General features: G+C 72.9%; 22 protein-coding genes. 14 read left to right on the top strand and 8 right to left on the bottom strand.

Features of this window, described 5'->3' with window-relative positions; all coding sequences use genetic code 11:
* The first annotated feature begins 54 nt into the window (after window positions 1-54).
* A complete protein-coding gene (locus tag ABZ193_RS12390; RefSeq protein ID WP_020418993.1) occupies window positions 55-801 on the top strand; it encodes a cytidyltransferase in 747 nt (248 codons plus the stop codon).
* A 39-nt stretch (window positions 802-840) separates the two neighbouring features.
* Here ABZ193_RS12390 and ABZ193_RS12385 read toward each other — a convergent pair whose 3' ends face one another.
* Window positions 841-3,180, bottom strand: a complete 2,340-nt coding sequence (locus tag ABZ193_RS12385) for a LuxR C-terminal-related transcriptional regulator (protein WP_354709866.1) — start codon at window positions 3,178-3,180, stop codon at window positions 841-843.
* A gap of 177 nt (window positions 3,181-3,357) precedes the next feature.
* Here ABZ193_RS12385 and ABZ193_RS12380 point away from each other — a divergent pair, with 177 nt between their 5' ends.
* Together ABZ193_RS12380 and ABZ193_RS12375 are read left to right on the top strand one after the other, a co-directional pair.
* Entirely contained in the window at window positions 3,358-4,995 is a 1,638-nt protein-coding gene (locus ABZ193_RS12380; protein WP_354709865.1) for an NAD(P)/FAD-dependent oxidoreductase, read from the top strand.
* A gap of 13 nt (window positions 4,996-5,008) precedes the next feature.
* On the top strand, window positions 5,009-5,929 hold the full coding sequence (locus tag ABZ193_RS12375) for an alpha/beta hydrolase (protein WP_354709864.1): 921 nt from the start codon (window positions 5,009-5,011) through the stop codon (window positions 5,927-5,929).
* A gap of 51 nt (window positions 5,930-5,980) precedes the next feature.
* On the opposite strand, the gene ABZ193_RS12370 is transcribed toward ABZ193_RS12375, so the two are convergent.
* Entirely contained in the window at window positions 5,981-6,196 is a 216-nt protein-coding gene (locus tag ABZ193_RS12370) for an Imm7 family immunity protein (protein WP_354709863.1), read from the bottom strand.
* A 146-nt stretch (window positions 6,197-6,342) separates the two neighbouring features.
* On the opposite strand from ABZ193_RS12370, the gene ABZ193_RS12365 reads away from it, so the two are divergent.
* Together ABZ193_RS12365 and ABZ193_RS12360 are read left to right on the top strand one after the other, a co-directional pair.
* Window positions 6,343-7,164, top strand: a complete 822-nt coding sequence (locus tag ABZ193_RS12365; protein ID WP_354709932.1) for a helix-turn-helix transcriptional regulator — start codon at window positions 6,343-6,345, stop codon at window positions 7,162-7,164.
* Window positions 7,165-7,232: 68 nt separating this feature from the next.
* Window positions 7,233-7,811: a dihydrofolate reductase family protein gene (locus ABZ193_RS12360; protein WP_354709862.1), complete on the top strand. Its 579-nt coding sequence runs from the start codon at window positions 7,233-7,235 to the stop codon at window positions 7,809-7,811.
* A 57-nt stretch (window positions 7,812-7,868) separates the two neighbouring features.
* On the opposite strand, the gene ABZ193_RS12355 is transcribed toward ABZ193_RS12360, so the two are convergent.
* Entirely contained in the window at window positions 7,869-8,711 is an 843-nt protein-coding gene (locus ABZ193_RS12355; RefSeq protein ID WP_354709861.1) for a metalloregulator ArsR/SmtB family transcription factor, read from the bottom strand.
* 97 nt (window positions 8,712-8,808) lie between these two features.
* On the opposite strand from ABZ193_RS12355, the gene ABZ193_RS12350 reads away from it, so the two are divergent.
* The 5 genes from ABZ193_RS12350 (at window position 8,809) to ABZ193_RS12330 (ending at window position 12,737) form a co-directional block, all read left to right on the top strand.
* A complete protein-coding gene (locus tag ABZ193_RS12350) occupies window positions 8,809-10,140 on the top strand; it encodes an FAD-dependent oxidoreductase (RefSeq protein ID WP_354709859.1) in 1,332 nt (443 codons plus the stop codon).
* 224 nt (window positions 10,141-10,364) lie between these two features.
* Entirely contained in the window at window positions 10,365-10,862 is a 498-nt protein-coding gene (locus tag ABZ193_RS12345) for a hypothetical protein (RefSeq protein WP_354709858.1), read from the top strand.
* A gap of 47 nt (window positions 10,863-10,909) precedes the next feature.
* On the top strand, window positions 10,910-11,266 hold the full coding sequence (locus tag ABZ193_RS12340; protein ID WP_354709857.1) for a metalloregulator ArsR/SmtB family transcription factor: 357 nt from the start codon (window positions 10,910-10,912) through the stop codon (window positions 11,264-11,266).
* On the top strand, window positions 11,263-12,339 hold the full coding sequence (arsB, locus tag ABZ193_RS12335) for an ACR3 family arsenite efflux transporter (RefSeq protein ID WP_354709856.1): 1,077 nt from the start codon (window positions 11,263-11,265) through the stop codon (window positions 12,337-12,339). Before ABZ193_RS12340 ends, arsB begins: the two co-directional genes overlap by 4 nt.
* On the top strand, window positions 12,336-12,737 hold the full coding sequence (locus tag ABZ193_RS12330; protein WP_020418982.1) for an arsenate reductase ArsC: 402 nt from the start codon (window positions 12,336-12,338) through the stop codon (window positions 12,735-12,737). Before arsB ends, ABZ193_RS12330 begins: the two co-directional genes overlap by 4 nt.
* On the opposite strand, the gene ABZ193_RS12325 is transcribed toward ABZ193_RS12330, so the two are convergent.
* Both ABZ193_RS12325 and ABZ193_RS12320 read right to left on the bottom strand, forming a co-directional pair.
* A complete protein-coding gene (locus ABZ193_RS12325; RefSeq protein WP_354709855.1) occupies window positions 12,738-13,529 on the bottom strand; it encodes an HD domain-containing protein in 792 nt (263 codons plus the stop codon). It abuts the gene before it with no gap.
* A 145-nt stretch (window positions 13,530-13,674) separates the two neighbouring features.
* Window positions 13,675-14,244 carry a TetR/AcrR family transcriptional regulator gene (locus ABZ193_RS12320; protein ID WP_354709854.1) on the bottom strand — a complete coding sequence of 190 codons (570 nt, stop codon included), beginning with the start codon at window positions 14,242-14,244 and terminating at the stop codon, window positions 13,675-13,677.
* 170 nt (window positions 14,245-14,414) lie between these two features.
* Between ABZ193_RS12320 and ABZ193_RS12315 the strand changes: the two genes are divergently transcribed.
* From ABZ193_RS12315 to ABZ193_RS12305, 3 genes are read left to right on the top strand one after another with little or no spacing between them, the layout of a single operon-like run.
* Window positions 14,415-14,867, top strand: a complete 453-nt coding sequence (locus ABZ193_RS12315; RefSeq protein ID WP_354709853.1) for a (2Fe-2S)-binding protein — start codon at window positions 14,415-14,417, stop codon at window positions 14,865-14,867.
* A complete protein-coding gene (locus ABZ193_RS12310) occupies window positions 14,854-15,813 on the top strand; it encodes a xanthine dehydrogenase family protein subunit M (RefSeq protein WP_354709852.1) in 960 nt (319 codons plus the stop codon). Before ABZ193_RS12315 ends, ABZ193_RS12310 begins: the two co-directional genes overlap by 14 nt.
* Window positions 15,813-17,984, top strand: coding sequence for a xanthine dehydrogenase family protein molybdopterin-binding subunit (locus tag ABZ193_RS12305; protein ID WP_354709851.1), 2,172 nt, complete (start codon window positions 15,813-15,815; stop codon window positions 17,982-17,984). The genes ABZ193_RS12310 and ABZ193_RS12305 overlap by 1 nt, the downstream gene beginning before the upstream one ends.
* A 133-nt stretch (window positions 17,985-18,117) precedes the next feature.
* Here the strand turns inward: ABZ193_RS12305 and ABZ193_RS12300 are convergent, their stop codons facing one another.
* The 3 genes from ABZ193_RS12300 to ABZ193_RS12290 all read right to left on the bottom strand — a co-directional run bounded on the left by ABZ193_RS12300 (window position 18,118) and on the right by ABZ193_RS12290 (window position 21,322).
* The gene (locus ABZ193_RS12300; RefSeq protein ID WP_354709850.1) at window positions 18,118-19,044 is read right to left on the bottom strand and encodes an NAD(P)-dependent oxidoreductase; all 927 of its coding nucleotides are present in this window, start codon (window positions 19,042-19,044) and stop codon (window positions 18,118-18,120) included.
* Window positions 19,045-19,169: 125 nt separating this feature from the next.
* Window positions 19,170-20,006, bottom strand: a complete 837-nt coding sequence (locus ABZ193_RS12295; RefSeq protein ID WP_354709849.1) for a DUF6597 domain-containing transcriptional factor — start codon at window positions 20,004-20,006, stop codon at window positions 19,170-19,172.
* Between the two features lie 101 nt (window positions 20,007-20,107).
* A complete protein-coding gene (locus tag ABZ193_RS12290) occupies window positions 20,108-21,322 on the bottom strand; it encodes an oxygenase MpaB family protein (RefSeq protein ID WP_354709848.1) in 1,215 nt (404 codons plus the stop codon).
* Window positions 21,323-21,487: 165 nt separating this feature from the next.
* Here ABZ193_RS12290 and ABZ193_RS12285 point away from each other — a divergent pair, with 165 nt between their 5' ends.
* Window positions 21,488-22,645, top strand: a complete 1,158-nt coding sequence (locus ABZ193_RS12285) for a helix-turn-helix domain-containing protein (RefSeq protein ID WP_354709847.1) — start codon at window positions 21,488-21,490, stop codon at window positions 22,643-22,645.
* Window positions 22,646-22,753 lie beyond the last annotated feature (108 nt).

The following is a 22,753-nucleotide window of genomic DNA, read 5'->3' as shown; positions in this document are numbered from 1 at the left end:
CGGCGCCTCCTCCCCCCGGGGCGCCGCACCCGGCGACACCAGCGAGGAGCTGCGATGACCGCGACGCTGTGCCCGGTGTGGCGCGACACGGTGCCCGCCGATCTCGGGCCGTGCGTGGTGACCCTCGGTGTGTTCGACGGGGTGCACCGCGGGCACGCGCGGCTCATCGGCGAGGCCGTCGGCATCGGCCGGGACCGCGGCCTGCCGACGGTGCTCGTCACCTTCGACCCGCACCCGGCGCGGATCGTGGGGCCGCCCCGGTGCACGGACGCGCTCAGCACCGTCGAGCGGCGCGCGGAGCTGGCCGGGGAACTCGGTGTCGACGCGGTGTGCGTCCTGTCCTTCACACGGGAGCTGGCGGGGATGTCGCCCCTGGACTTCGTCGCCCGGATCCTGGCCGGGCGCCTGCGCGCCGCGGCCGTGGTGGTGGGCGGCAACTTCACGTTCGGCCACCGGGGCGAGGGCACGCCGGAGACGCTGCGGCGGCTCGGGCGCGACTACGGCTTCACCACCCACCCGGTGGACCTGCTGCCGCTGGTGTCGTCCACGCACGTCCGCTCGTGCCTGCGGGCCGGCGATGTGGCCGGTGCGGCGCGGGCGCTGGGCCGGCCGCACCGCGTCGAAGGCGTGCTCGCGGACGGCCGGCTGCGCGTGGAGCCGGGGACCGCGCTGCCCGCGCCGGGCGTCTACCGGGGACGGCTGACGTGCGGCGAGGAGGTCGTGGTCGAGGTGGACGCCGAGGGCGTGGCGGTGCGCACTTCGCGCAGCGGGCCGGTGGGTGTGGACTTCCTCGGCGGCTGATGCGGCCGTGAACGGGTGCCGGTGTCTTCCGGATCGGCGTCAGCGGGCCGCGCTGCTCGCGGCCACCCACGACGCGATCTGCGTGCGGGAGGTGAAGTCCAGCTTCCGCAGCATCCGTTCCACGTGACCGTCCACAGTGCGCGGTGAGATCGTCAGCCGGTCCGCGATCGCCTTGTTGCTCAGGCCCCGCGCGATGAGCACGGCGATTTCCCGTTCCCGGCCGGTCAGCGGCGACTCCGGCACGCGAGGTTCGCGCGGCGGCGCCGGGCGGCCGCGTCCGCTCTGGCGCACCACGAGATCGAGCCCGAGCCGCACGGCGTCCGGCAGCGTGACGCCGGCGTGGTCCTTGCGGATGGCGCCGGCGGTGGCCGCTCCGAGTTGCTCGTCCACCGCCGCGGAGTGCCGTCGTCCCTCCCTGGCGGCATGGGGCCCGAAGGCCTGCAGCGACGTGCCGATCCGGTGCCACACCGAGGCCGCCATGCCCTCCAGCGCCGCGGCGTCGGCCGCGTGCCCCGACGAGGCGGCCACCCACGAGCACACCTCGGTGCACAGCGCCGTGCACACGCCGTCGCGGAAGTCCTGCTCGATCCGCATCGCCGCGGCGATCGCCGTCCGCGCCGCGGCCACCTCGCCCAGGTGCAGGTGGCTGATGGCCGCCGCCCAGTGCGCGTAGGCCCGGTTCCACCGTTCCCCGACGGCCGACGCCTCCTCGATCACCGCCGAGCACGTCTCCAGCGCCTCCCGCGGGCGGCCCGCGTAGGCCTGCGCCATCGCCAGCTGGAACGACGCGGTCAGCGCCAGCCCGGTGTCGCCGCCGGCCCGGTGGATCGCGATCGCCTGCCGGTACAGCCCGATCGCGGCCTGGAGATCGCCCTCGAACAGGTTCAGCAGCGCCCGCCACAACCGCACGTGCCCGCGCAGCCCCGGATCCCCGAGCGCGTCGGCGATCACCGCGCACTCCTTCAGGTACCCCCTCGCCACCAGGCGGTCGCCCTGGATGAGCGCGACCCACGCCGCCGCCCACAGCGCCTCGCCCCGCTCCGGGGTTCCGGCGCCGAGCTGGGGAAGCAGGCGTTCCAGCCACCGGCGGCCGTTGCTGAGGAACCCGCCCGCGATCCAGTGGTAGCGCAGCAGCGACGCCAGCCGCGCCCCGGCCGGGGCCTCGCCCGGGGTTTCGGCCGACCAGGCCAGCGCCGCCAGCAGGTTCGGATGGTCCTCCCGCAACCGCGCCAGGTCGCCCGCCTGGTCGGGACCGCACCACCGGCGGACGCACTCCGCGGCGCGGCCGGCGAAGTGGTCGCGGTGCCGTCGCCGCAGTGAATCCGCTTCACCGGAGGCTGCCAGCAGTTCCGCGCCGTACTCGCGCAGCGTCACGAACTGGCGGTAGCGCACCTGCTCGCCGTTGCGTTCGGCGACCACGACGGACTTGCCGACCAGCCCGTCGAGTGCGTCGAACAGCCGGTCCCCGGCCAGGTCGCCGAACCCGCACACCCGCTCCAGCGTCTCCAGGTCGACCGAGGCGGGAAAGACCGCCATCCGCGCCCACAGCAGGCGTTCGTCCGGGGCGCACAGGTCGTGGCTCCAGTCGATCAGCGCACGCAGCGACCGCTGCCGCGGGCCGGCCGCCGGGTCCGTCCCGGCGAGCAGGTGGAACCGCCGGTCCAGGCGCCGCACCACCTCCGACACCGACAACGACCGCAGCCGCACCGCGGCCAGCTCGATCGCCAGCGGCAGCCCGTCGAGACGGCGGCACAGCGCCACCACCGCCGCCCGGTTCTCCGGGGTCACCGCGAAGTCCGGCAGCACCGCGCGTGCCCGGTCGACCAGCAGCTGGACCGCCGGGACGTGGTCGAGGGCGCCCGTGCCCGCCGCGTCGCTCTCCTCGGGCACGGCCAGCGGCGCGAGCAGGTGCACGCGTTCCCCGCCGATGCCCAGCGGCTCCCGGCTGGTGGCCAGGACGCGCAGGCCGGGCAGCGCCTCCAGCAGCCGCAGCACCAGCCGTGCGGTGGCGTCCAGCACGTGCTCGCAGTTGTCCAGGACCAGCAGCGTGCTGGTGCCGGAGAGGTGGTCGACGACCCGGTCGACGGCGTCGCGGTTGGACTGGTCGGGGACGCCGATCGCGGTCGCGACGGTGGGCGCGACCTGGGTGTCGTGCGTGACGCTGGCCAGCTCCACCACCCGCACCCCGCCGGGCAGGCTGGTCCGGTCGGCGGCGGTGATCGCGGTGCGGGTCTTGCCCACCCCGCCCGGGCCGGTGACGGTCACCAGCCGGTGGGCGCGCAACTCGGCGTCCAGCTGCGCCAAGGTCTGACGGCGGCCGACGAAGCTGGTCAGCGCCACGGCGGGATGCCGCAGTCCCCCTCCGGCACCGTCACCCATGACGCCTCCCATCACGCGCCCGCCGCTGGACACCGCGGCTCCCACCGTAGGACACGCGGGTGTGCCCGGGACCGCGATGGGGTGGGCAATGGGGTGATCTCACCCTGTCCGGCCCGCCGCGCACGACCGCAGGCTGTAGCGGCGATTACACCCCGAACCATCGAGGAGGCTGGATCAGTGGTGTCACCTGAACCGTCCACCCACGACGCCATCGTCATCGGCGCCGGTTTCGCCGGCCTGTACGCCGTGCACGTCCTGCGCGACCAGCGGGACCTGCGCGTCATCGGCTTCGACGCCGCCGGCGACGTCGGCGGGACCTGGTACTGGAACCGCTACCCGGGCGCCCGCGTCGACATCGAGAGCGTGCACTACTCCTACTCGTTCGACGACGAGCTGCAGCAGGAGTGGCACTGGACCGAACGGTTCCCCGCGCAGGCGGAGATCCTGTCCTACCTCGAACACGTCGCCGACCGCTACGACCTGCGCCGCAGCTTCCGCTTCAACACCCGGATCACCTCGCTGACCTGGGACGACGCGGACGCGCTGTGGACGGCCACCACGAGCACCGGGAAGACGCACCGCGCGCGGTTCGTCGTCTCCGGCGCCGGCACCCTCTCCGTACCGAAGAAGCCGGAGTTCCCCGGCGTCGAGGACTTCGCCGGCGAGGTCCTGATGACCGGCAACTGGCCGCACCACGAAGTGTCGTTCGCGGGCAAGCGGGTCGGCATCATCGGCGTCGGCTCGTCGGGCATCCAGGCGATCAGCGAGATCGCCAAGACCGCCGGGCACCTGACCGTCCTGCAGCGCACCCCCAACTACGCCACCCCGATCGGCAACTACCCGACCCGGCCGGAGGAGGAGGCCGCCGAGAAGGCGGACTACCGCGCCATCCGGGACGCCTCGCGCAACCACTTCCTCGGCGTGCCCTACTCGGAGGTGCAGCCCTCAGCGCTGGCCGTGTCGCCGGAGGAGCGGCGGCGGGTGTTCGACGACCGCTGGAACCGCGGCGGTTTCCGGTTGTTCATCGACTCCTTCGGCGACATCCTGTTCGACAAGGCCGCCAACGACACGATCGCCTCCTACATCCGCGAGCGGATCCGGGAACGCGTGCAGGACCCGGCCAAGGCCGAGCTGCTCGCACCGGAGGGCTATCCGTACGGCACCAAGCGGCCGCCGCTGGAGACCGACTACTACGAGGCCTACAACCGGCCCAACGTCGACCTCGTCGACGTCAAGGCCAACCCGATCGCGGCGGTGACCCCGACCGGGGTGCGGCTGGCCGACGGCACCGAGCACGACTTCGACATGCTGATCCTCGCCACCGGTTTCGACCCGTGCACCGGACCGCTGCTGGCGATGAACATCACCGGCCGCGGCGGGTTGCGCCTGGCCGACCACTGGGCCGACGGGCCGCAGACCTACCTCGGCCTGATGGCCGCCGGGTTCCCGAACCTGTTCATGATCACCGGCCCGCAGAGCCCGTCGGTGCTGTACAACATGCCGCTGGCCATCGAGGACCACGTCGACTTCACCGTCGCCGCGCTGGACCACCTGCGCGAGAACGATCTGGACGTCATCGAGCCGGATCCCGAAGCGGAGCGGGCGTGGGTCGCGCACACCAACGAGCTGGCCGAGGCGACGCTGCTGCCCGACTCCCCCACGTCCTGGTACATGGGCAACAACATCCCCGGCAAACCGCGCCGCGTCCTGGTCTACCTCGGCGGCGCCCCGGCCTACCGCGCCAAGTGCGACGAGGTCGTCGCCGCCGGCTACGCGGGCTTCACCCTGTCGTCCGCCTCCCGCGTCTTCGCCTGAACGAGGAGCCGTCATGCCACTCGATCCCGCCGTCTCCGCCCTGCTCGAAGGTTTGGCGCAGCAGGGTTTCCAGTCGTTCGAGAAGATCGGCCTCGAAGCCACCCGCGAGGCGATCGCGTCGTTCGCCGGGCTGCAGAAGCCCAAGCGCGGATTCTCCCGGACCAGCGAGGTGTCCTACGGGCCGGACCCGGCCCACCGCGCGCGGATCTACGTGCCGGCGGGCGACGGGCCGTTCCCGGTCGTGCTTTACGTCCACGGTGGAGGGTTCGTCGCGGGCGGTCTCGACGTCGTCGACGAACCCGTGCGTGCCCTCGCGCTCGACGCCGAAGCGATCGTCGTGTCGGTCACCTACCGGCTCGCCCCCGAGGCGAAGTTCCCCGCCGCGCACGACGACGTGTTCGCCGCGCTGCGGTGGACGGCCAAGGAGATCTCCGCGCACGGCGGCGATCCCGGGCGGATCGCGGTCATGGGTGACAGCGCGGGCGGCAACCTGGCCGCGTCGGCGGTCATCCGGGCCCGCGACGAGGGCGAGCCGGCCGTGCGAGCGCAAGTGCTGGTCTACCCGCTGGTGGACCCGGCGGCCGACACCGCGTCGCGGCGCGAGTACGCCGAGGGTTACCTGCTGCACCTGGACGCGTTGCGGTGGTTCGGCGCGCAGTACTGCGGCAGCCCGGAGGACGCCGTGGACCCCCGGCTGGCGCTGGACCGCAACGAGCTGAGCGGCCTCCCGCCGACCCTGGTGATCACCACGGAGTACGACACGCTCCGCGACGAGGGCGAGGCCTTCGCGGCCGCGTTGAGCGCCGCGGGTGTCGAGGCCCGCGCGATGCGGATGGACGGCCTGGCGCACGCCACCTACTGGGCCACCGCGGCGATCCCGCGCAGCGCGGAAATCCACCAGGCGGCGGTGGAGCACCTGCGGTCGACGCTGTAGCCGACTCGGGCGGCGGAGGTCCTCCGGTCCGGGGCCTCCGCCGGCCTTGCGTCAGGCGGTGTGCACGGCGCCGCGGCGGCCGAGGCGTGCACCGCGGGGCATCAGTCTTCGATGACGGGAACACACGTTTCCCCGGGCGAGAACGGTCACCCGGAATGCGTTGGGGCCAGGCGGAATTCTCATCTCGTCGTCGCGTTGGTACAGCAGACCGTACGAGCCGGGCAGACGCCTGCTGACGAACCGCAGCGCCGTGAAGTTCGTACACATGCCCCCTCAAAACGGCTCAAGAACGACGACCGGTTCCACGCCGTACCGTGGAGCGTAGCGGTCGAGCGCTCCGTGAAGACTCGACACGCGGCTGGACCAGCCCGGCGCGCGTCGGCGATGCTGGGGGTGTGGAGTACGTGTCCCGGGTGCCGCGGGCGCCGCTGGACGGGCTGATCGACGACCTCTACTACCTGGAGGGCGAGGCGCCGTATGCGCGGCTGACGTTGCCGCCCGCGCCGTCCGCCCTGCTCATCGTCAACCTCGGGGCGCCGTTCCGCATCCGCGCCGGCACCGACATCGAGACGGGCGAGTACGCCGACGGGTGCGTGATCACCATGCCCACCCGCGCGCTGGACTTCGGCTACCCGCCCCGCACCCGCTCCGTCGGCGTGCACTTCAAGCCGTGGGGGCTGGCGCCGTTCCTGCCGATGCCCGCGGCCGAGCTGTGCGACCGGCCCGTGACGGTGGAGCAGGTGTGGGGCCGGCCCGCCGCCGCCGAGCTGCGGGACCGGCTGGCCACCGCGGACGGACCGCACGAGATGCTGACGCTGCTCGAGGACGAACTGAGGCGACGGCTGCGCGAGACCGCCGGCCTGGGGCTGGTCCGACACACGAGCAGCGTCATCGAGGCGACCAGCGGGGCGGTGGCGATCGGCGACCTGACCGGGGCGGCCGGTGTCAGCAGCACCCATCTGGCACACCGGTTCAAGCAGCTCGTCGGCGTCACGCCGAAGCGGCTGGCCCGCACCTACCGCCTCACGGCCACCGTGTTCACGATCGACCCCGCCGGACCGGTCGACTGGGGCGAGCTCGCCGCCGGCGCCGGCTACTTCGACCAGGCCCACTTCGGCCACGAGTTCCGCGAGTTCACCGGGCTCACGCCGACCCGGTACCTCGAAGTCCGGCGGCGGTTCCTGCGCGAACACCCCGGCCACGCGCTGGACGGCTGGCCGCTGCCCGCCGATTGATTTCTTACACGAGCCGCCGCTAACGACCGGCTAGTTTCGGGGCACCTTCCAAGCAGAGGAGAGTCCCCATGGGCAAGGTGGTCCTGTACAGCTCGGTGTCGGTGGACGGCTTCATCGCCGACGAGAACGACCAGCCCGGACCGCTGTTCGACTGGCTGACCAGCGGAGACGTCCCCCTGGACGACAGCGGAGCGCTGAACGTGTCCCGGACCTCCTACGACTACACGCGGGCGTACTGGGACCGGATCGGGGTGACGATCGCCGGCCGCCACGTCTTCGACCTCACCGACGGCTGGGACGGCAAGCCCCCGGGCGGGATCGACCACGTGGTCGTCGTGACGCACCGGCCGCCGCCCGAGGGCTGGGACCCCGAGGCGCCGTTCCACTTCGTCGACGGCATCGAAGCAGCCGTGGCCAAGGCGCAGGAGCTCGCGGGCGACCGCGTGGTCGAAGTCGCCGCGGGCGACGTCGGTGGCCAGGTGCTCGCCGCGGGCCTGGTCGACGAGGTGCGCATGGACGTCGTCCCCGTGGTGTTCGGATCCGGCAAGCGCTACTTCGGCTCGGTCGACGCGCAGCACCTGCTGGAGGACCCGGACGTGCTGCAGGGCAACCGGGTGCTGCACCTGCGCTACCAGGTGCGCCGCTGACCGACCCGGGCGCAGGAGAACGCTAGGTCCACATCGGACCGAATGGCCGCAGCTGTGTCAGCCGAGGTTGTTGCGGCGCTCCAGCAGGACCGTGTCGTGCCACTCGCCGTTCCGCTGGGCGATTCGTTCGCGGATTCCGACGGTGCGGTAGCCCGCCGCGTGGTGCAGGGCCAGGCTGGCCCGGTTTTCGGGGAAGATGGAGGTTTCCAGGGTCCACAGGCCGGCCTCGTCGGCGGCCGTGACCTGCTTGCGGATCAGCGCTTTGCCTATTCCGCGGCCGCGGTGGCCGTCGGCGACGTAGATCGACGTCTCGGCCACTCCGGAGTAGCAGTCGCGGGCCGACGTCGGGGTTGCAGCCGCCCAGCCGACCACCTTGCCCTCGACCTCGGCGACCCACCGGTGGCCGGGAAGCCACTTCGCGTCGAGGACCGCGCGGCTGGGGACCGTGGTTTCGAACGTCGCGATGCCCGTCGCCATGCCTTCGCCGTAGATGCGCCGCACGGACGGCCAGTCGTCGTCGCCCAGGGCGCGCACCGTGACGTCCGCGGGCACGTCCTCGGGGCAGCACGGCCGTGGCGCGAGCAGGCCCATCACCGCGTCGGCGGCGTGCGGCAGGCCGGAGCAGCACGCCGCGTTGATCGTGACGACGCTGGCGGTCCCCTCCTTCCGCACCCGCACGAACCCGACGTCGGCGAGCTTGCGGACGTGGTGCGAGCACGTGGACTGGCTGATGCCGAGCAACTCGGTGAGCGCGCCGACGGTGATGCCGCCGGGCGCGGTCGCGACGGCGTGCAGCAGCCGCACGCGGGTGGGCTCGGCCAGGCACGCGAACCACTCGGCATAGGTGCCGGCCTCGCCCTCGGGCAGGACCTGGGCCGCGGGTGACGTCACGACGGTCATGCCGCCGAGTGTATCGATTGGAATCGATCCTTGCGACCATCGACGCCGGTCGATAGAGTCCGACCTCAATCGACAGGGATCGATGAAAGGGGTTCGGATGAGCGAGTTGCCGGTCGTTGTGGTGGGTGCCGGGCCGATCGGGCTGGCGGCCGCGGCCGAGCTGGCCGAGCGCGGGCTGGAGCCGCTGGTGCTGGAACGCGGCACTGGAGCGGGGGCCGCCGTGTCGGAGTGGAACCACGTCCGGTTGTTCTCGGCGTGGCGCGAGCTGGTCGCCCCGGCGGCCGGACGGCTGCTCGAAGCGACCGGTTGGCAGCGGCCCGCCCCGGAGCGCTACCCGACCGGGCAGGAGTGGGTCACCGAGTACCTCGCCCCACTGGCCGCCGCGCTGGGCGCCCGGGTGCGCTTCGGTGCCGAAGTGACCGGCGTGGCCCGGCGCGGCCGGGACCGGGTGGTCGACCACGGCCGCGACACCGAGCCGCTGACCGTGCACGTCCGCGACCGCGACGGGCGCGAGGAGCTGGTCACCGCGGCGGCCCTGATCGACGCGTCCGGCACCTGGCCGACACCGAACCCGCTGGGCGGCGACGGCCTGCCCGCCCCGGGCGAACGAGCCGCGGCCGACCGCATCGCCTACCGCGTTCCCGACCTGGACGACCCGCGAGTCCGCGCGCGCTACGCCGGCAGGCACGTGGCGATCGCCGGGAGCGGGCACTCCGCACTCACCGCCCTCGTGGCGTTCGCGGCGCTGGCGCAGGAGGAGCCGGAGACCCGGATCAGCTGGCTGCTGCGGCGTGGCGCGGTGGGCGACACCTTCGGCGGCGGCGAGGCCGACCAGCTGCCGGCGCGCGGCGCCCTCGGGTTGCGGGCCAAGGCCGCGGTGGAGGCCGGCCTGGTCACGGTGCTCACCGGGTTCCGCACCGAGTCCGTCGACCGCGACCCGGCGGGCCGGCTGATCCTGACCGCCTCGGCGGGAACACGGCTCGAGGTCGACGAGGTCGTGGCGGTCACCGGGTTCCGCCCGGACCTCTCGTGGCTGTCGGAACTGCGGCTGGAGCTGGACGCGACGCTGCAGGCGCCGGTCGCGCTCGCGCCGTTGATCGACCCGAACGTGCACTCCTGCGGCACCGTCTACCCGCACGGGGCGAAGGAGCTGGCGCACCCGGAACCGGGCGTGTTCCTGGCCGGCATGAAGAGCTACGGCCGGGCGCCGACGTTCCTGGCGATGACCGGCTACGAGCAGGTCCGCTCGATCGCCGCCTTCCTGGCCGGCGACCACGCGGCCGCGGAGCGGGTGGAGTTGCAGCTCGCCGAGACCGGGGTGTGCGGCGGTTCGGGGCTGTTCGACGAGCCCGGACAGGGCGGGTGCTGCGGCACGCCGGCCGGACCGGAGCTGATCTCGCTGTCGCCGGCCCGGAAAGGACATTCCTGATGCCCGAGGCCGTCGTCATCGGTGGCGGGCAGGCCGGCCTCGCCGCCGCCCACGCCCTGCTCGCCCGCGGTGTGCGCCCGCCCGGTGCCGGGCCCTCCCAGGCCTGCCCTTTCCCGGTAACCTCGGCTGGAGTGCAGCACGGTGCCGGTGAAGCGGTCCAGCCCGGGTAACGCAGGCCGGTGCGACGAGCCGAACGCTCCGGTCGCGGCGATCACGATCGGTGCGTGACAGGCGGGCCATCGTCGAGCTGCACTTGGAACTACCCGTCGTGGGTGACGCCGGCGGCCGGGGCGGATGTCGGCGTCCAGCTGCTTGGCGGCCGCGACGTGCACTTCTGGTTCCGGGCGCCGTGGCTGCGCACCAAGCCCAGCACGCCGGTCCTGGACACCGGCGGCTACCGCTCCGCCATCGAGGCCGGCGACCCCGATCAGCGCCGCCTGTTCACCAGCTGCGACGACGACACCGTCACCTGGCCGGACGGCACCCGCGAGCACGTCGACGCGATCATCCTGGCGACCGGGTTCCGCCCCGCGTTCCCCTACCTGCGCGGTCTCGGCGCCCTCGACAGCACCGGCGCGCCCCGGCAGCGCCGCGGCCTGTCCACCACCCATCCCGGCCTCGGCTACGTCGGGCTGGAGTGGCAGCGCAGCTTCGCCTCCGCGACCATCCGTGGCGTCGGCCGCGACGCGAAGTACCTGGTGAGCCGTCTCCTCCGGGCGTGATCCTTGCCTCGATACACCCCAATATAGAAGTCTGTTTAGATAGAGGCATGTCGAAGCAGTTGCCGCTCGCGGAGGACGTCGCCTGTTGCTCGCCGCTCGTGCGCGAGCCCCTGTCCGAGCCGCAGGCCGCGGAGCTCGCCAGGGTGTTCAAGGCGGTCGGCGATCCGGTGCGGTTGCGGCTGCTGTCGCTGATCGCCTCGCACGATGGCGGCGAGGCGTGCGTGTGTGACCTGACCGGCGCGTTCGAACTGACCGGGCCGACCATCTCGCACCACCTCAAGGTGCTGCGCGAGTCCGGGCTGATCACCGGCGAGCGGCGGGGCACCTGGATCTACTACCGCGTCCAGCCCGAGACGCTGGCCCGCCTGTCCGCAGTCCTCACGCCGGCGGCGGTGACCGCGTGACGACCACCGGCACCGCCCCCGCCGGGGTCGTCGGCAAGCTGTCCACACTGGACCGCTTCCTGCCGGTGTGGATCGGCGCGGCGATGGTCCTCGGGCTGCTCGCCGGGCGCTGGATCCCCGGCCTGGAGACCGGCCTCAACGCCGTGGCCGTCGACGGCATCTCGCTGCCGATCGCGCTCGGCCTGCTGGTGATGATGTACCCGGTGCTGGCCAAGGTCCGCTACGACAGGCTGGACTCGGTCACCCGCGACCGGAAACTGCTGTGGCCCTCGCTCGTGCTCAACTGGCTGATCGGCCCGGCGCTGATGTTCGCCCTCGCGTGGCTGCTGCTGCCGGACCTGCCCGAGTACCGCACCGGCCTCATCATCGTCGGCCTGGCCCGCTGCATCGCCATGGTCATCATCTGGAACGACCTCGCCTGCGGCGACCGCGAAGCCGCCGCCGTGCTGGTCGCGCTCAACTCGGTGTTCCAGGTGATCATGTTCGGCGTGCTCGGCTGGTTCTACCTGGAGATCCTGCCCAGCTGGCTCGGCCTCGACACCACCAGCCTGTCAGTGTCCGGGTGGCAGATCGCGAAGAGCACGCTGATCTTCCTCGGCATCCCGCTCGTCGCCGGATACCTCACCCGCCGTCTCGGCGAACGAGGCAAGGGCCGCGACTGGTACGAAACCCGGTTCCTGCCGCGCATCGGGCCCATCGCCCTCTACGGGTTGCTGTTCACCATCGTCGTGCTGTTCGCCCTGCAGGGCAACCAGATCACCAGCCGCCCGCTCGACGTCGCCCGCATCGCACTGCCGCTGCTGGTCTACTTCGGACTCATGTGGGCCGGCTCGTACGCCCTCGGCAAGGCGCTCGGCCTGAACTACGAGCGCACCACCACGCTCGCCTTCACCGCGGCGGGCAACAACTTCGAGCTCGCCATCGCCGTCGCCATCGCGACCTTCGGGGCCACCAGCGGCCAGGCCCTCGCCGGGGTCGTCGGCCCGCTGATCGAGGTGCCGGTGCTGGTCGCGCTCGTCTACGTCTCGCTCGCCCTCCGCCGCCGGTTCACCACAACGGAGACCACCCGATGACCACACCCGAAGTCCTCTTCGTCTGCGTCCACAACGCCGGCCGCTCCCAGATGGCCGCCGCGCTGCTCGACCACCACGCCGCCGGGCGGGTCACCGTGCGCTCCGCCGGCTCCGCCCCTGCCGACACCATCAACCCGGCCGTCGTCGAAGCCATGCGCGAAATCGGCCTCGACCTGTCCAAGGAATTCCCCAAGCCGCTGACCACGGACGCCGTGCGGGCCGCCGACGTCGTGATCACCATGGGCTGCGGCGACGCCTGCCCGGTGTTCCCCGGCAAGCGCTACCTCGACTGGCGGCTCGAAGACCCGGCAGGCAAGGGCGTCGACGCGGTGCGGCCGATCCGCGACGAGATCGACCGGCGCGTCCGGGCGCTGCTCACCGAATTGGCGGGCAGCTGATCAGCAGGAACGCCGGCGGAGCAGCTCGGTGGTCCGCTCGACCGCGGCGGCCCGCTCGGCGCGGTTGATCGCCAGCGCCCGGACCACCGGGTCTTCGGGGCCGCGGCGGGTCTCGATCTCGGCCATCCGCTCCTCGAACGAGACCGGCTCGCCCCACGGGCTGGTGCTCATGTCGCAGTACCACAACGCGTCCCGCACCGGCCCGCGCTCGTCACCGAACTCGGCGAGCTCCCCGGCGAGCCCGCTCAACGAGGCGACGGCCGCCGCGCCGGAGTGGTGGGCGACCAGCGCGCACACCCGGGACGGAACGCCGAGCCGGGCCAGGAACCGGGCACCGTCCAGGGAGTGCAGGCCGGTCACCGACACCGGGCTCGCATAGCCGATGTCGTGCAGCCAGGCGGCCGCGACCAGCACCGCGCGCTCGGCGGGCGGCAGGACCGCGGACACCTCGCTCGCCCGCCCGGCCACTCCCCGGGTGTGCTGCCAGCGGCGCGGCAGCTCCCCGGCCAGCAGGATCTCGGCCGTGCCGCGCGCCCAGTCCACCAGGTCCGCGGCCGGCGAGTAGGGCACCACGGGCGTCGCGCGCAGCCGCGCCCGGACGGCGCGTTCCACCAGGATCGGGATGTAGGCCCGCACCGGGGCGTCGTCGAACCGGGCGAACTCGCGCGCCACCCACTCGTGCACCACACCGGGCGCGAACTGCGGCTGCTCCAGCCGCAGAAGCCCTTCCAAACGCCGGATCTCCTGCTCACCCCGGCGCCCGTGGGCGATCTTCTCCAGAGTCCCGGGCACGTGCTCACCCCTTCCACACGGCCCGCGAACGCGGCCGGAGTCACGACCCTGCCAGACGGCTACCCGCGAGTACAGCGCCCTACCCGGAGAAGTGACCTTCGTCCCCGGGCGGCCAGGGGCGGCACCCGGCAGCAGTCGCTGGTGCTCAGTCCGGGCGAAGACCGCGCCACACGAGGTCCACCAGGTCCGCCGTCTGGCGCTGCCAGTCATCCTCGGGGTCGAGGTGGAGCAGGCCCAGCAGGCTGCGCATCACCGTCTCGACGTCGACCCCGGGGCGGACCAGGCCCTCCTCGACACCGGCCGTCAGCAGCGCTTCCATCGCCTCGCGGATGGACTGCACAGCGCTGACCGGCAGCGTCCCGCGCTGCGCCGTCGCCTCGGCCAGCGCCTTCGCCAGCCCGCGCTTGGTCATCATGTACGGCGCCAGGTGGTCGGTCACCCAGGTCCGGAACGCCCGGGCCGGCCCGGCGTGCTCCAGCAGCTCCGGCACGACCTCCAGCAGGTGCCGGACCTCGCGCTCGTAGACGGCCAGGATGAGGTCCGCGGCCGCCGGGAAGTGGCGGTACACGGTGCCGACGCCGACCCCGGCGCGCTTGGCGATCGCGTTGAACGACACCTCCCCCGACTCGGCGAGGGTCTGCGCCGCGACGGCGAGGATGCGCTCGTGGTTGCGGCGGGTGTCGGCACGCCGTGGGCTGACCGAACCCGTCGTCATTGGTCCCTCCCTCGCCGTTCCGGTGCCGCTTCACGGTAACCCGCACACCTGGAGCTGCTCCGGGCGTACTCTTCGTTGCGAAGCGGATTGTAATCCGATACCGTCGAGAGCAAGCGGATAAATATCCGCTTCCGTTTCCGGACCCACCACGCCGTCAGGGAAGAGACCCAGTGGACATCTCACTCGAAGTGAACGGCCACCCCGAACACCTGAGCGTCGACCCGGGCGTCACGCTGCTCGACGCGCTGCGCGAGCGACTCGGGATCACCGGCCCCAAGAAGGGCTGCGACCGCGGCCAGTGCGGCGCCTGCACCGTGCACGTCGGCGGACGGCCCGTGCTGTCCTGCCTCACCCTCGCCGCCACCGTGACCGAACCGGTCACCACCGTCGAAGGGCTGTCCACAGGGGACGAGCTGCACCCCGTGCAGCGGGCCTTCGCCGACCACGACGCCCTGCAGTGCGGCTTCTGCACGCCGGGGCAGGTCATGTCCGCGGTGGCCGCGGTCGAACAGGACGTCGCGGACGTCCGCGAGTTCATGTCGGGCAACCTGTGCCGCTGCTCGGCGTACCCGAACATCGTCCGCGCCGTCGAGCAGGCGAGGAGGGCCGATGCGAGCCTTTGAGCTGACCGCCCCGGCCACCGTCGCCGAGGCGCTGGACTCCCCCGGCACCTTCCTGGCCGGCGGCACCACGCTCGTCGACCTGATGAAGCTCGACGTCCTGACCCCGCAACGCGTCCTGGACATCAACAGGCTCCCGCTGCGCGGCATCGACACCGGCGACGGGCTGCGGATCGGCGCGCTGGAGCGGATGGCCGACATCGCCGCGCACCCCGGCGTGTACCCGGCGATCTCCCGCGCCCTGCTGCTCAGCGCGTCCCAGCAGCTGCGCAACATGGCCAGCATCGGCGGCAACCTGATGCAGCGCACGCGGTGCACGTACTTCCGCGACGTGACCACGCCCTGCAACCGGCGCGAGCCGGGCAGCGGCTGCCCCGCGCTCGGCGGCGCGAACCGGATGCACGCGGTGCTCGGCACGAGCGACAAGTGCGTCGCCACCCACCCCAGTGACGTGGCGGTCGCCCTCGTCGCGTTCGACGCCGGGGTCCGGCTCGCCGGGCCGGACGGCGAGCGCACCGTCAAGCTGACCGACTTCTACCGCACGCCGGGCGACACCCCGCACGTCGAGCACGACCTGCGCCCCGGTGAGCTGATCACGGAGGTCGTCGTGCCGCGGCTGGACTGGGCCACACACTCGACCTACGTCAAGGTGCGCGACCGGCAGTCCTACGAGTTCGCGCTCTGCTCGGCCGCGGTCGCTCTCGACGTGCGGGACGGGATCGTCGCCGACGCGCGGGTCGCGGCAGGCGGCGTGGCCACCGTGCCGTGGCGGCTCACGGCGGTCGAGGCGGCCCTGCGCGGGAAGCCGGCGACCGAGGAGTCGTTCACGGCGGCCGCCGCGCTCGCCACCGACGGCGCGCGGCCGCTGTCGGAAAACGCTTTCAAGCTGTCCCTGCTGCCGCGGACGATCGTCCGCGCGCTGCTCGAAGTCACCGAGGGGAGCCGCTGATGCCCGCACGGCTGGACGCGCCGCTGAAGGTCACCGGCAGCGCGAAGTACGGGGTGGACCACAACTTCCCGGGCATGGTCTACGGCTACATCGTGGTCAGCACGATCGCGCACGGCGAGATCGAGTCCATGGACGTCACCGCCGCGAAGAGCGCCCCGGGCGTGCTCGGCGTGTACTCCCCCTTCGACCCGCTGGCGCTGAACTCGGTCACGATGCCGATGTTCGGCGAGACGTGGATCCCGCTGCGCGACCGGCAGGTCACCTACGTCGGCCAGCCGATCGGCTTCGTCGTCGCGGAGACGTTCGAGCAGGCGCGGGACGCGGCCATGCTGGTCGAGGTCGCCTACCGGGAGCTGCCCGCCGTGACCTCGTTGGAGGACGGGCTGGCCACGGCCATCGAGGCGTCGCCAGGGCATGTGGACGCGCCGCCGACGCTCAGCGTCCTCGAAGACGGCGTCGAGTCCATCGAGGACGCGATCGCCGCCAGCCCGGTGGTGGTCGACGCGACCTACCGGACGGCGGCGCAGAACCACACCCCGATGGAGCCGCACTCGGCCGTCGCGGTGTGGGACGACGGCACCCTCACCGTCTACAGTGGAAACCAGGGCGCCCACCTGCAGGCCATGGAGCTGTCGATGGCGCTGGGGCTGGAGCCGGCGGCGGTGCGGGCGGTGAACCCGTTCGTGGGCGGCGCGTTCGGCGGCAAGGGCCGCACCTCGGCGCCCGCGTTCCTGGCGGCCGCCGCGTCCCGCGCGCTGGGCAGGCCGGTGAAGGCGTCGCTGACCCGCGAGCAGGTGTTCACGGCGACGGCGGGCCGCGCGGCCACGGTGCAGCGGATCACCCTGGGGGCGGAACGGGACGGCACGCTGGTCGCGCTGCGGCACGACTCGTGGTGCAGCACGGACACCGCGCGCTCGTTCATCGAGCCGACCTCGCACGGCACGTCCCGCGAGTGGTACGCGACGCGCAACCTGCAGATCAGCCAGCGGATCGTGCCGCTGAACCTGCCGCCGACCACGTTCATGCGCGCGCCCGGCGAGGCGCCCGGCTCCTTCGCGCTGGAGAGCGCGATCGACGAGCTGGCCGACGCGCTCGGCATGGACCCGATCGAGCTGCGGCAGCGGAACAACTCGCTCGCCCCGCCCGGCAAGGACCTGCAGTGGTCGAGCAAGCACCTCGACGAGTGCTTCCGCATCGGCGCGCAGCGGTTCGGGTGGGCCGACCGCAGGCCGGGCGGCCGCACCGACGGGGACTGGCTGGTCGGCATGGGCGTGGCCGTGGCGATGTTCCCCGCGCTCCGGTTCCCCGCGTCGGTCGGGATCACGCTCAACGCCGACGACACGGCGGACATCGCGACCAGCGGCGCGGACCCGGGCACCGGCCTGCTGACCGTGCTGTCCCTGGTGGGCGCCGAATCGCTGGACATCCCGGCGGACCGGATCACCCCGCGCCTCGGCGACTCGGCTCTGCCGCCCGGCGGGATGTCCGGCGGGTCCACCGCGACGGCGAGCGCGGGCACGGCGATCATGGCGGGCGCCGGGCAGGTGATCGACGAACTGCTCGCGCTGGCCTCGGCTCCCGGGGCGCCGTTCGCCGGCGAGGAGGTCACCTACGCCGACGGCCGCGTCCACGGCGGCGGCCGGTCGATGACCTTCGGCGAGGTGCTGCGCGCGGTGGGCAGGCCGAGCCTCACCGCGGTCGGGTCGTCGGCGCCGGGCGAGGAGCTGACCAAGCACTCGTTCAGCTCGTTCGGCGCGCAGTTCGTCGAGGTCCGGGTGCACCGCCTCACCCGCGAGGCCCGCGTGTCGCGGATGCTCGGGGTCTTCGACGGCGGCCGGATCATCAACGACAAGGCCGCGCGCAGCCAGCTCAGCGGCGGCATGATCTGGGGTGTGTCGGCGGCGCTGCACGAGGGTTTCGAGGTGGAGCGCAGCGGCCGGCTCGCCAACGCGGACCTTGCCGGCTACCTGATCCCGGCGAACTCCGACATCCCGGACATCGAGGTCGAATTCGTGGAGTACCCGGACACGCTGCACAACGACCTCGGCGCGCGGGGCCTCGGCGAGATCGGCACGGTGGGCGTGGCGGCGGCGGTCGCCAACGCGATCCACAACGCGACCGGCATCCGCGTCCGCCACATCCCGATCCGGATCGAGGACCTGCTGGACTGACCCGCCCGGTTCAGATCAGGGCGACGCCCCGCCCCCGCACGACGACCCGGCTCGAAGGGGTTGCCGGCGGGGGCGAGGGACAGCGCCAGACGCGGATCGCGGCGCACGTCCGGGTCGATGACGGGATGTCCGTTCAGCGGGGGTTGCCGGCGCGCCACGCGACGTAGTCGGCGACCGCCGCGGCGGTGTCGAACGCGGGTGTGAAACCGGTGTCCTGGGTGAGCCGGGTGATGTCGAGGTAGGGGTCGGGACCCGGGCCGTTCTGCCGTCCCGGCCGGACGTCGAGCGCAGGCCCGGAGGTGATCGCCCGCAGGGCCTCGGCGAGTTCGCGGTTGGTGAACGGTTCGCCGCGGGACACGTTGTAGGTGTCGTGCCGCAGCGTTTCCGCCGTGGTCAGCATCGCGATCGCGCGCCCCGCGTCGGGCGCGTAGCAGCTGTCGCCGCCGTCGTCGGCGTACAGCGGCTTGGGCTGCTCACCGCGCAGCACCGCGCTGATGCAGGGCGGGATCGGGTTGAACGGCGACTCCGGGTCCATCAACGGACCCCAGGTGCTCCCGATCCGGAGGAGTACCGGCTGCACGCCGCTGCCGCGCAGGGCGTGCGTGGTGAGCGGCTCGACGGCCTTCTTGAACGCGATGATCAGGTGTGGCAGGGCCGCGGACGGCAGCGGGAGTTCCTCGTGCCACGGCACTTCGGTCCGTCCGAAGTAGACGCCGAGGCTGCTGGCGACGGCGAACCGGCGCACGCCCCAGACGCGGGCCGCGTCGAGCGCGTTGAGCAGTCCGGCCGTGTCGGTGCGGAAGAAGGCCACCGGGTCGTCGCCGGGAACGCTGCCGGCGAGGTGGACGATGTCGCCGATGTCGTGGCGGCTGCCGAGGGCGAGAAACGCGTCCCGGTCGGTGACGTCGAGAGCCTCCACGGCGACCTCGCCGGCCAGGAACGACGGCACCTCGGCCCGGTGGTGGGCGGTGCAGACCACCTCCCGGCCCAGGTCGGCGAGCGCGCGGGCGGTGTGCGCGCCGATCATGCCCAGCCCGCCGGTGACGAGAACCTTGGTCATTGCGCTCCTTCGCTGGTGATCGCCTGGGGGAAGCCGGAGAACCGGTGCGGGTCGCAGGCGCGCTCGACCGCGGCGACGACACTAGGAGCGGCGCGGCGGCGGCTCTTGAACAAAACGCGCAGGAATCAGACGAGCAGGGGCGCCCGGTCGCGCCGCGCGAGGAACGGCAGGTACGACGCGGAGTGATCGTGGCCGCAGGCGCAGCGTTCGACGTCACCGCCGAGCAGTTCACGCGGGGTGACGCCGGTCAGGCGGAGGCACTCCCGGCTGAGGTGGGCCTGGTCGGCGTACCCGGCGTCGACCGCGAGGCCGGCCACGCCGTCCACGCCGCGACGGCCCGTCGCCGTGGCGCCCGCCTGGGCGAGCGCAAGGAACCCCTGGAACCGCAACGTCCGCTGCAGGACCTTGGGGCCCATCCCCACCGCCTGGAGGCAGCGGCGGCGCAGTTGGCTCGCCGACAGAGCCAGGTGGTCGGCCAGGGTGTCGATGCCGACCGGCTGCCAGGGCATCAGCGCCGTGGCGGCCTCGCGCACCAGCGGATCCACTCTCCCCGCCGCGCGGAACCGGCGCAGGAGGTGGTGCTGCAGGAGCAAGAGCGCACGCTCGGGCGCGCCCGCGGCCTCCTCCACCAGCCGGCCGGCCGCGGGGCCCCACAGTCCGGCGAGGTCCAGGCGCTGGTCGACGAGGTCGCCCAGCGCAGCGGGCAGCGGCGGTGCGGTTCCCGGCCGGAACCGCACCCCGACGAGCGTGGTGCGGGCCGGGACGACCTCGACGTGCGGACCGGTGAGCGGGCCGAGCAGCTGCGGGCGGCCGCCGAGCGGGAAGTGGATCTCGACCCCGCCGGTGGGCAGGTGCCGCTGCACGTACGGCGCGTCGCCGGTGCGCTGGATCCAGACCGTGCGCACCACTCCGGCCAGCGCCGGCAACGGCGGCCGCTCGACGTACGACTCCCCCACGGTCATCTCCGAAGCCAACCGCGCGGGCGCGAACGGCGTCAAGGCAGGGCGCTGGAAGCGCGGTCGTCGCGCTCGGGCCACCGCACCGGGCGCGACGACCGCACGGATCAGGTTCCGGGGCGGTTCCCGGTGGGGATGGTGATCGGCGTGGTCGTCGCCGACGTGCCCTTGTTCAGGAACAGCATCGCGATCGCCCGGATGAACTGGTCGAACATGTAGAACCCGGCGGGCGCGACGGGCAGCAGGCCCTCCCGGAAGGCGATGTAGGCCGGCCACCCGGCGCGGATCAGCCCGGCCGCCGCGTAGTCCCGCCTCAGTCCGAGCCAGTCGCCGATCTCGTCGCTCAGCACGTACCGCACGAACTCGTTCAGGAACCCGCGCGTGACGCCCAGGTCGATCTGCGCGGTCAGCCCCAGCAGGTCCTCGGCCAGCTCCTGGCCCTCGAACGTCGGCGCGAGCAGCGGGGTGAGCACCGACGCGGACTGCGCGTCCGCCTCGGCCCACGTCTTCGGGATGAACTCCTCCCGCACGCCGAGCAGGTGGATGGCGACCTGCCAGGAGTGCAGGAAGGCCTCCTCGTCCGCGGGCGACATCGGGACCTTCCACTCGATCAGCTTGCGGTGCACGAACGTGCCCAGGCTGTGGAAGGTGATCAGGATGTCGCCGTTGCTGATCGGGATCCGCTTCTGCTCGTCGGCCACCGCCCGCCAGTGCGGCGACTGCGGCAGCAGGTGCCGCACCGCGGCGTGCACCAGGCGCGTCTTGTTGGCGGTGACCACGAACTGGCCTGAGGGCTCGAACGCGTCGAGGTCGCTCAGGTCGTAGCCGAAGGTGAACGTCTTCGCCGCCCGGTCCTGCATGTCGGCGCCGCCCGCGGACCAGTACACCGACTTGGCCTCCCGCGGGATGACCGTGCTCATGATGCCGCTGCCGAGCCCGTACAGCATGAACAGGTAGGTGTCCTTGCGCCGGTTGAAGTCCGCGGCGCGGCGCAGCTTGACCGGGTCGGCCCAGGTGGGCAGCTTGTTGACCTTCTGCAGCCAGGCTGACAGTTCGGCGGGCAGGCCGGCGGGCAGCGGGTCGTGGTTGTTCACCCAGGACGCCATCGCGGTGTTGACCGCCGGGATGCGGCCCTCGGCGAAGAGCCCGGCCACGACGGCGTCCACCTCGTCGTCCCAGACCCACCACGGATCCGCGCCCGTGCCGGTGCCCGCCACCGACCCGGCCGGGGACCACGCCCACGCCGGCGTGGCGCTCGCCGCGCCGACCAGACCCAGGGCGACGCCGAGCGACAGTGCTTTCCGTCGGTTGAGATCGGTCATTTACTTACCTAGCTTCCTTGGTAGGTGTGGTGGGGCATTCGTTGCCAGTCGATGAAGAGATTTCTCATTAACATATCGAGCACGGCGGCTGGTCGGCAAGAGGAGCCGCGCGGGGCGTGGTTGACTGGCGCGTATGGCCCAGTTCCCGCGTACGTCCGACGCACGGTGACCGCAGAGCCGGCCGCGGCCGTCCGGCCCCGCAACCGCAGGCAGCTCATCGTCGACGCGGCCGGGCGCGTGTTCAGCGAGCGCGGCTACCACGCGGCGTCGATGGAGGAGATCGCCGCCGGGGTCGGCATCACCGCCGCCGCCCTGTACCGGCACTTCCCGAACAAGTACGCGTTGTTCGCCGAGTGCGCGGACGTCATGGTCGACGGCCTCCTCGCCGCGCTGGACGAGGTGCCCGCCGGAGCGCCCCTGGCCGACGTGCTCGCGGCCGCCACCCGCGTCACCGTCGCCCACCGCGCGTCCGGCGGGCTCTACCGGTGGGAGTCCCGCTACCTCGACCGCGCGGACCGGCGGGTGCTGCGGGGCAAGTTCGCGCGTGTCGTCGAGCGGGTGGCGGAGGCGGTGCGGCGCGAGCACCCGCGCCCCGACGAGCACCTGCGGGCCGTGGCGGCGCTCGGCGCGATCGGGTCGATCACGATGCACCACACGTCGATCGCCCAGCGACGGCTGGAGGACGAGCTGCGGAGCTGCGCGCTGCGCGTGGCGGCGGCCGACCCGGAGGCGAGCGCCGCGCACGCGGTCGAACTCCCCGCGCAACCGGTGGCGCGGACGCGGCGCTCGGAGATCCTCGCGGCCGCCGTGCCGCTGTTCGAACGGGACGGGTTCGCCGCGGTCACCAACGGCCGGATCGCCGAGGCCGTCGGCCTGGTCCCGTCCGCGCTGTACCGCTACTTCCCGGGCAAGGCCGACATCCTGGCGGCGGCGTGCCTGCAGGCGGCGGCGCTCCTGACGCAGGCGGTGGACCACAACCTGCGCGGGGTGACCGATCCGCGTGACGCGCTCGCCGCGCTGACGGCCACCTACGTGGCGTACAGCTTCGAGTACAACGCTCTCACCACGGTCGCGAACGCCGAGATCGTCGGGCTGCCGGACGACCTGCGGCGCCCGCTGGTCGCCGCGCAGCGGGACCACATCGCGGTGTGGGAGCAGCACCTGCGGACGGTGCGGCCGGAGCTCGACTCGCGGCAGGCGCGGGTGCTGGTGCACGCCGGTTTCGGCGTGGTGGTCGAGTCCGGGCGCCGGCTTCGGTGGGAGGACAGCCCGGCGCACCGCGCCACCGTGTCGGCGCTGGTGCTGAGCGCGCTGGGCGCCTGATCCTGGGCGCCTAAGAGGCCCTAACAGATTGAGTGTTTCTTGAGTCGGCGCCAGCAGATGATGCTGCAGGCGATGCTGAGGAAGGCTTGGTGGATGTCGTCGCGGATT

Source organism: Amycolatopsis sp. NPDC006125, from assembly GCF_040614195.1.
Taxonomy (GTDB): domain Bacteria; phylum Actinomycetota; class Actinomycetes; order Mycobacteriales; family Pseudonocardiaceae; genus Amycolatopsis_E; species Amycolatopsis_E tucumanensis.
Note: the sequence above shows the minus strand (reverse complement) of the source record. Positions and strands in the feature narration are given on the sequence as shown.